This window comes from Methanomethylovorans sp. (genome assembly GCF_041305605.1).
Classification (GTDB): domain Archaea; phylum Halobacteriota; class Methanosarcinia; order Methanosarcinales; family Methanosarcinaceae; genus Methanomethylovorans.
The window spans coordinates 1-6,954 of sequence record NZ_JBFYLB010000161.1; the positions used below are offsets into that span (position 1 = coordinate 1).

Sequence of the window (6,954 nt, forward strand, 5' to 3'; positions counted from 1 at the left end):
AACCGCTTAGCTGCACAACCTTGCCGGAGGATCAGGATCCAATCTCGATATACGGTGAAGAGACGAACTTCAGTGCGACAGCTAACATTCTCTCAAGTTTCAGCTGGTATCTCGATGGTGAACCAATAAGCGGAAATGGTATTACCATGTCCTCGAATGATGACGATTCCTCAACTATCTCATTCTGTCTCATAAATACAAGCGAGTACATCGACCAAGATGATTTCTTCGTGGATGATTACAACATATCTGTTGTAGTAAGCAATGAAAGCACAGGTATGTCAGATACCTTGTCATGGGATTGGACAGTAACAGATTCTTCTGCTGTTGAGAATGGCGAAAATATCTCGTTTGTTATTTCAAAGGTTCCTGATATCACTTCATCAGGGAACATGTCATACGTCGGGTTCAATACAACCGACGATGAGAGAATGGATGACAACAATCTCACAGGCAGTATCACTTTTGTGTCTTTCACCACTCCGGACAATGCTTCCAGCCTGCGTATAAAGATCGAAATTCTGGACAAATCATCACTGAACGAATCCAAAGCTGGATTTGATCAGGATTCAGTGTACCAGTACCTGGACATTAGTTTCAATAACCAGACCCTTGTCGATGACACTGGCCTTAACAGGAGCATAGAGTTCAGGGTACTGAACGAGCGCGATGGTGGAACCCTGATGATAACATCTGTGATGCTCAAGCATTGGGGTAACCCTGCATGGGAAACATATACACCTGAACTGTTGAGCAACGACGGCACATATTCGTATTTCATTGTCCGCAATATCTCCGGATTCTCGCCGTTTGCAATTACAGCAAACTATGAGTCCTCTTCAGGCTCAGGTTCGGGCTCAGGTACTGGTATGGCTGTTGTAATTCCCTGGTCTTCACAAGAGGATACTGGGACAGCAGGTGGATCAGCATCTGCAGGTTCCGAAGGTTCAAAAGTATCAACTGGCGCAGGCAGTTCGACTGGTACCGGAGAAGGATCAGGTGAAAAAGTACAAAGTAATGATGGTATCGAGATCGCAGGTGATGAAGACGGTAACATTGGAAGTGGCAGTAACCCGATGATCACGGGCTTTGTACTGCTGGTTGCTGCGTTATTGCTCTTCTTTGTGTATAGAAAGAAAAAAGAAGAAGATCAGTAACTGAACACATAGTTCACTAGTTCCTCCCATCTTTAAAAAAGGCGGGAGGAACAACTATTCATTTTTAAAATGTTGCGGGTCTTGTTTTTTAGGTATCTGTTTATCTGAAGTTAAGTTTTTTATCTCATTGTGATGTAACGAATGACACCCACACCTAAAATGATCCCTCCCAATGTAATTGCCACTGATTCCATATTAGATTCACCATTTTGTGCCGCCAAGGAACTTATGTTCATTGAATTTCCTGATTCAGGCCAGCTCTCTGATTTTTGCTCATAAATTGTTTCATTTTTCACCAGGTCTCTTATATGGGCTTCTCCATATCCGCCTGACCGATGGATCCCCTCATCTGTTTCTTCGGTTGGTAATTCGCCTACTTCCGGCTCTTCAATAACATCCTTATTTCCATTAGCGGCATCTTCGTTGTCCTCTGTGGTATCTGGGATGTCATCATCAGGTACCACAACTTCTACAGGTTCGTCTTCACTAGTAGAGTTGTCCACAATATCAGTGGGAGGTACCAGGCAAGCCTGGACCCCTCCAATGAAAGCAATCGTCAGTAACACTGCAAAGATAATTCTCATTATATCGCCTGCACACCATCAATTCTTATCCAGTACGTGATCTTCTTAGCTTTTTTGGAGCTGCTTCTTTTTTGGATTAGGCAAAATCAGTTTTCTGTATATTTAGAATCTGCCCACGCATATGGAAAAAATTAATACTGAAAGGGGCAGTATGATATCAGGGGAAGGATGCCGGTAATATTGAGTGGGTACAGGATATTTCATAAATATAATATCAGCTTGTTTGCCATAAAAATGGGATTATGTAATCGGTTTACAATTATCTTCCATACTGTAATGTAAGAAGTTATGTATTCCGGGGGATGGGCATGATTCTGTCAGTTCTTTTTTAATATCGCTGTTTTGTTTGGAAATAGTTTTGGTCTTTCCACAACTGTAAGTCCGGAAAGATTGGCTTTTTTGATAGTCTCTTCAAAATCCTTTTTTGTAACATGGAATGGTGGTTCTACCATGTAGATCTGACCATTGGTTTTAAGTAAGGAGCTTAATTCATCGAAGAATGTTTTCTTATCTGGCACCTCATGAACCATATAGAACAGAAAAATGAAATCAAAGTTTCCAGATACCCCAATTCTGTCTTCCTCACATTTATGCAGTATGATCCTTTGTTCTATTTCAGATCCCTTAATCTTTTCTCTTAGTTTCTGAAGCATTCCTTCCTGTAAGTCCGCGGCTACTACCCGACCGCTCTTCCCAACCATCTGAGCTAAATCAAGTGTGAAAAAACCCGGGCCACATCCGACTTCCAGGACCATCATCCCTTCCTTGATATATGGACTAAGTATTTTCTTAGGGTTTTGTAACCATCTTCTAAATCTGTTGTCAAGGCTACCGGATCTTTCTACCGGACATACACTATCTTTTCGATTGCTCATAATCATCTCTCCTTTTAATCAGCATCGAACATTAATTATAATTGATCACTATACTTTTAGATAATTCATTTAGGTTCTTTTCCTGTACAAAATTATTGGTCTATCGTGTTTTCCTTAACCCATAATTAAAGCTTGTTAATACGTCTTCAGTAATACAAAGAAAATCTCATGTTCACCTATATTATTGGTTAAAAAAGGAAAATATTAGCAACATCAGTTTTTCTATAGAGCCACATTTTATAAGTGTTGACTGTAGTCTTTTGTTTTGAATCGCTAAAGTCCATCCATGGAATTTTGAGGAGACAATGATCCCTTACTACAAGTATAACCCCAAGGTCTATTTTACTGCGGCCTTCATAGTCACTTATATTCTCTGGTTTGCAGGGGCCTATACGAGTTTTCAGGATGAGAAAAGCGGAATGTATATGCTTTTTATGCTGCCCGGGCTGATGACACCTTTTCTGCTCTCGCTTGTCATGATCTTCACATCTGAAAATTCACATCTGAAAAAGGATTTTGTCAACCGGCTTATCAATATAAGGCTGATACGGCCAAAAATGCTGCCTGCATTGTTTTTAATAATGCCGCTTTCTGTTCTGGCATCTATTTTCCTTTCTCTTCCATTCGGGGGATCGGTTTCCCAGTTCCAATTTGCTGAAGGTTTCTCTTTTTCATCCGGATTTGTCCCCGTGTTGCTTCTCCTGTTGCTTGCTGCGGGTTTTGAAGAGCTTGGGTGGAGAGGATACGCCTTTGACAGTCTGCAGAGCCGTTACACTTATTTCAAGGCATCCATCGTTTTCAGCATACTCTGGTCGCTCTGGCACTTTCCGCTTATATTTGTCAATAATTCCTATCAGTATGAGATTTTCCACCAAAGCATCTGGTTTGGTGTGAATTTTTTCATCAGCATCATCCCTATGGGAGTGATCATCAGCTGGATGTGCATAAAGAACGGAAAAAGTGTTCTGGCGGCGATCCTCTTTCACTTTGTCATCAATCTCTCGCAGGAGATACTGGCAATTACCCAAATTACAAAATGTATCGAAACTGTGGTGCTCATTGTTGTTGTCGCCGTTATTATTGCATTGGACAAAGAGATGTTCTTTTCCAGAGAACACCTTGTAACCGAGGTTAAAAAATGACCGACAGATCTCAGGACCTTTATTCCAAATTCCTCCTTATCTGGATCGGGCAATTTATCTCAATAATAGGCACCGGTCTTACTATTTTTTCCCTGGGGGTATATGTATACCAACAAACCAATACAGCTTCAAGTTATGTCTTTATACTGATCTGTGCTCTTTTACCGCCCATGTTGCTAAAACCCTACGGAGGCGTATTGGCAGACCGTCACGATAGGCGCTTAATGATGGTATTCGGTGATCTGGGTGCAACTCTCGGGCTTCTCTTTATATTTATCATGATGCTGAATGGCAACATTGAACTCTGGCATATCTACCTTGGGATATCAATAAGTTCTATTTTCTCAGCTTTCCAGGAGCCAGCCTACAAAGCCCTGGTCACTGACCTTCTACCCGAAACTCAATATGCTAAAGCAAGTGGATTAATGCAACTAGCAAGTTCTGCTCAATACCTGATCTCCCCGTTCCTCGCCGGTCTGTTATTATCGGTAATTGATATCAAATTTATATTTTTGATAGACATCAGCACTCTCCTGATCTCCAGTTCCATTGTAATCTGGGTAAGGAATATCTTAGGCAGCATAACGATTAAGCACCCCGAACAAAACATCATGGCTGACCTTAGAGAGGGCATTCAGGAATTTTCAAAAAGCAAAGGCGTAGTTCATCTGGTTATCACGACAATGCTCGTTCTTTTTTTTGTCGGATTGCTTCAATCCCTTATTATTCCAATGCTGCTCAACCTTACAACAGTAAAAATAGTGGGGATCTCCCAATCCATCTGTGCATCAGGCATAATTCTTGGAAGCCTGTTCATCGGAGTGTTCGGTAGCAAACACAAACATGTAATAATATTATCAATATCGCTGTTTCTTTCAGGCATATTCTTTGCCGGTCTTGGATTGTCAACAGATATCGTTTTGATCACCCTGGCAGGATTTTTGTTCTTTGCTACCTTGCCGTTCATAAACACCTCTATTGAAGTCCTGATACGCAAAAATATTGAAAACAGAAAACAAGGGCGTGTCTGGTCAATTATTTCCATGGTCACGTATCTCGGCTCGGTCATAGCCTTTGCAGTAGCAGGTTTTTTAGCAGATCATATCTTCAATCCGCTTTTGAAAGCGGATGGCCTGTTGGCTGAAACAGCCGGTTCCATTATCGGAGTGGGAGAGGGCAGGGGAATTGCTTTGATGTTCGTGATATCCGGGGTAATGATATCTATTATCTCTTTGTTTATCCGGCAGAATAAAAAAATAAAGGGATTAGAAGATGCGGCTATGTAGGAATCTTCACAGCTGCTGGCCTTGATAAACCCGATATCTCTATTTTATCCGATAAATTCCTGTCCGAAGTTCAAGGCATGCCCCATCGCAATCTGTCGGTGGAACTGCTGCAGAAGCTCCTAAAGAGTGAGATAAGAACCAGAAGTAGAATGAATATGGTGCAGTCTTTGATATAGCAAATCACATTTCAGGGAAAGGCTGGAAATGCGGTAGCATAAAAAGTAAATAATCACACCTACACATCATATCTACAAAAATAAAGGTGACAAAATGTTCTGCTACCAGTGTGAAGAAACAATGAACGGGGAAGGCTGCACAACTAACGGAATGTGCGGTAAGAAAGGGGAAATCGCAGACCTTCAGGACGATCTCATCTATGTACTTAAAAGTATTGCATTCTACAACCAGAAAGCAAGAAAGGCAGGCGTCTCTGAAAAGAGCACTGATGAGTTTATGCTCGATGCACTGTTCTCAACCATAACGAATACCGATTTCAGAGCGAGTGGAATTCAGGAACGCATTGATAGAGGACTCAAGCTTCAGAATGAGATCAGGCAAAAACTTCTGGATAATAATCTGCTTGATGAGAACGATCTACCCGAGATCGCAACTTTGACCCTGGAAAACCTCAAGGACAGAAATACCGGCATACTTGCAACAGAGGATGAAGATATCCGAGCATTGAGAGAACTGTTGATCTATGGTATCAAAGGAATCGCAGCATATGCATATCACGCTATGATGCTTGGACACACCAGTAAAAAAGTTAATTCATTCATCGAAGAAGGACTGGTAGCAACCACGGATGACAGTCTAACTGATAAGAAGCTCATCTCGTTGGTCCTAAAATGTGGGGAGACGGGTTTTGATGTAATGGCAGAGCTTGACATGGCAAATACCACTGTATTTGGAAATCCGGAACCTACACAGGTCAATATTGGGACAAGAGACAATCCGGGTATCCTTGTCAGCGGACATGATCTGAATGACCTGAAACAACTATTGGACCAAACCGAGGGAACAGGTGTCGATGTGTATACTCATGGGGAGATGCTGCCTGCAAATTCATATCCGGTATTTAAGAAGTACAAACATCTGATCGGCAACTACGGCGGATCATGGTGGCGCCAGCAGCAGGAATTCGAGAGTTTCAACGGACCAATATTACTGACGACCAACTGCATAGTTCCTCCGAGAAAGACCTATATTGACAGGTTATACACTACAGGCCCCGTAGGCTATGATGGTGCCACACACATTGTGGCTGAAGATGGTAAGAAAGACTTCTCAGCCATCATCGAGCAGGCAAAGCAGTGTAAACCTCCGGTGCAACTGGAAGAAGGTACCGTCATGACCGGTTTTGCTTACAATTCTGTACTATCTAACGCAGACAAGATCGTTAATGCCGTCAAAGCAGGCAAGATAAAGAAGTTCATTGTCATGGCAGGATGTGACGGACGTCATAAGGATAGACAGTACTATACGGATTTTGCAGAAGCACTGCCGAAGGATACTGTCATACTTACCGCAGGATGTGCAAAATATCGTTACAACAAACTAAATCTTGGGGACATTGATGGGATCCCAAGGGTACTGGACGCAGGACAGTGTAATGATTCATTTTCACTGATCGTCATTGCACAAGGACTTATGGCCAGACTTGGATTTACAGATGTTAACGAAGCACCGATCTCCTACAACATCGCATGGTACGAACAAAAAGCAGTCCTTGTATTGCTTACCCTCCTAAGGCTTGAAATACATAATATTACTCTTGGTCCAAAGCTACCGGCATTTATCTCACCGAATGTTCTCAATGTTCTGGTGGAGAAGTTCAATATAACACCGAACAGCACTATAGAAGAAGACATGCAGAGGCTCTTAAAGTAAAACTTATTTTCATTTTTTTT

The 6,954-nt window shown here is 41.9% G+C and carries 7 protein-coding genes; 5 read left to right on the plus strand and 2 right to left on the minus strand.

Annotation, left to right across the window (positions count from 1 at the left end; genetic code table 11):
* The coding region (locus ACCM36_RS09940) for a PGF-pre-PGF domain-containing protein (protein WP_370573605.1) at positions 1-1,157 on the plus strand (1,157 nt) is incomplete at its 5' end.
* Between the two features lie 119 nt (positions 1,158-1,276).
* Here ACCM36_RS09940 and ACCM36_RS09945 read toward each other — a convergent pair.
* Together ACCM36_RS09945 and ACCM36_RS09950 are read right to left on the minus strand one after the other, a co-directional pair.
* Entirely contained in the window at positions 1,277-1,741 is a 465-nt protein-coding gene (locus ACCM36_RS09945) for a hypothetical protein (protein ID WP_370573606.1), read from the minus strand.
* A 317-nt stretch (positions 1,742-2,058) separates the two neighbouring features.
* Positions 2,059-2,616, minus strand: a complete 558-nt coding sequence (locus ACCM36_RS09950; RefSeq protein WP_370573607.1) for a class I SAM-dependent methyltransferase — start codon at positions 2,614-2,616, stop codon at positions 2,059-2,061.
* Positions 2,617-2,921: 305 nt separating this feature from the next.
* Between ACCM36_RS09950 and mmrce1 the strand changes: the two genes are divergently transcribed.
* The 4 genes from mmrce1 (at position 2,922) to hcp (ending at position 6,934) form a co-directional block, all read left to right on the plus strand.
* Complete coding sequence (gene mmrce1, locus ACCM36_RS09955) at positions 2,922-3,758, plus strand: MmRce1 family CPBP family CAAX prenyl protease (RefSeq protein WP_370573608.1); 837 nt, start codon at positions 2,922-2,924, stop codon at positions 3,756-3,758.
* Complete coding sequence (locus ACCM36_RS09960) at positions 3,755-5,044, plus strand: MFS transporter (protein WP_370573609.1); 1,290 nt, start codon at positions 3,755-3,757, stop codon at positions 5,042-5,044. Before mmrce1 ends, ACCM36_RS09960 begins: the two co-directional genes overlap by 4 nt.
* 35 nt (positions 5,045-5,079) lie before the next feature.
* On the plus strand, positions 5,080-5,220 hold the full coding sequence (locus ACCM36_RS09965; protein ID WP_370573611.1) for a type I restriction enzyme endonuclease domain-containing protein: 141 nt from the start codon (positions 5,080-5,082) through the stop codon (positions 5,218-5,220).
* Between the two features lie 94 nt (positions 5,221-5,314).
* Positions 5,315-6,934 carry a hydroxylamine reductase gene (gene hcp, locus ACCM36_RS09970; protein ID WP_370573610.1) on the plus strand — a complete coding sequence of 540 codons (1,620 nt, stop codon included), beginning with the start codon at positions 5,315-5,317 and terminating at the stop codon, positions 6,932-6,934.
* Positions 6,935-6,954: the final 20 nt, after the last annotated feature.

Coding starts and splice junctions, on each gene's coding strand:
- ACCM36_RS09945 (WP_370573606.1), bottom strand. CDS start 1,741: ATGAGAATTATCTTTGCAGTGTTACTGACGATTGCTTTCATTGGAGGG.
- ACCM36_RS09950 (WP_370573607.1), bottom strand. CDS start 2,616: ATGAGCAATCGAAAAGATAGTGTATGTCCGGTAGAAAGATCCGGTAGC.
- mmrce1 (WP_370573608.1), top strand. CDS start 2,922: ATGATCCCTTACTACAAGTATAACCCCAAGGTCTATTTTACTGCGGCC.
- ACCM36_RS09960 (WP_370573609.1), top strand. CDS start 3,755: ATGACCGACAGATCTCAGGACCTTTATTCCAAATTCCTCCTTATCTGG.
- hcp (WP_370573610.1), top strand. CDS start 5,315: ATGTTCTGCTACCAGTGTGAAGAAACAATGAACGGGGAAGGCTGCACA.